Raw genomic sequence first — 858 nt, 5'->3', positions numbered from 1 at the left:
CCGACATTCAGTGGCGTGGCATTTATGCGCCAGCCGCAACTACGCTGGAGCCAGTCGTTTGATACTTTTAAATATGAGGTGGCGATTGAAGATGGTAGCAATGCCGATATTGTTCGTGAAACCGGTGAAGACGTTAAGCTAGACAAATCGACTCTTGACCTCATCGCAGCCGCAGATTGGGATTTCTCAGCGAACGGTCACGTTCGTCTAACGGGTTTGTTGAGCGAAAAAACATTGCACATGGGCGGACAAGAGCATGATGAACTAGGTTATGCCTTACAGTTGTCTGCTGTTTATAACATGACACCAAAAGACAAGGTTTCTTTAATTGGTTTTTATGGTAAAGGGGTGGATCGCTACGTGCTTGGCGTTTCCCAAACAGGGGCAACATGGAACAGTGATGACCAAGATCTTGAGCTTCGTACAGTCGACGGTGCAATGGCGGCGTATACCAGAACGTGGCAACCTGATTTACTGTCGGTGTTTGGTGTTGGTTCAGCTGAAACGGACCCACTAGAGTGGCAAAACGATACCTTTACTTATACGCGATACGCGATGGCCAACCTCATCTGGGAAGCCTACAACAATATCTATCTTGGTTTAGAATACAACTACTCTTACTACGAGCGTGATACCGGTGCCGAGCTTGATAACCATCGCATCGCAGTTGGGGTTAACTGGAAGTTCTAAGCGTTCAGTGTTTGAGTTCTCCTTGAGTTCTCCTTGAGTTCTCCGATAGACACATTACTGAATGACTTTAAGATGCCTCGGTGTTGGCAGCGTGTATTCGCTTGCTCTCAACACCAGGGCATTTTTTGTTTCACCTTCCCCCCCCCAGTCCAGTCCAGTCCAGTCCAG

The 858-nt window shown here is 47.8% G+C and carries 1 protein-coding gene; it reads left to right on the top strand.

Annotated elements, in window-relative coordinates:
* On the top strand, positions 1 to 690 hold a 690-nt coding region (locus ACP45E_RS17995; protein ID WP_141707406.1), incomplete at its 5' end, for a DcaP family trimeric outer membrane transporter.
* Between the last annotated feature and the right edge of the window lie 168 nt (positions 691 to 858).

It is taken from the genome of Vibrio genomosp. F10 str. 9ZD137 (genome assembly GCF_049974785.1).
Lineage (GTDB): Bacteria > Pseudomonadota > Gammaproteobacteria > Enterobacterales > Vibrionaceae > Vibrio.
Note: the sequence above shows the minus strand (reverse complement) of the source record. Positions and strands in the feature narration are given on the sequence as shown.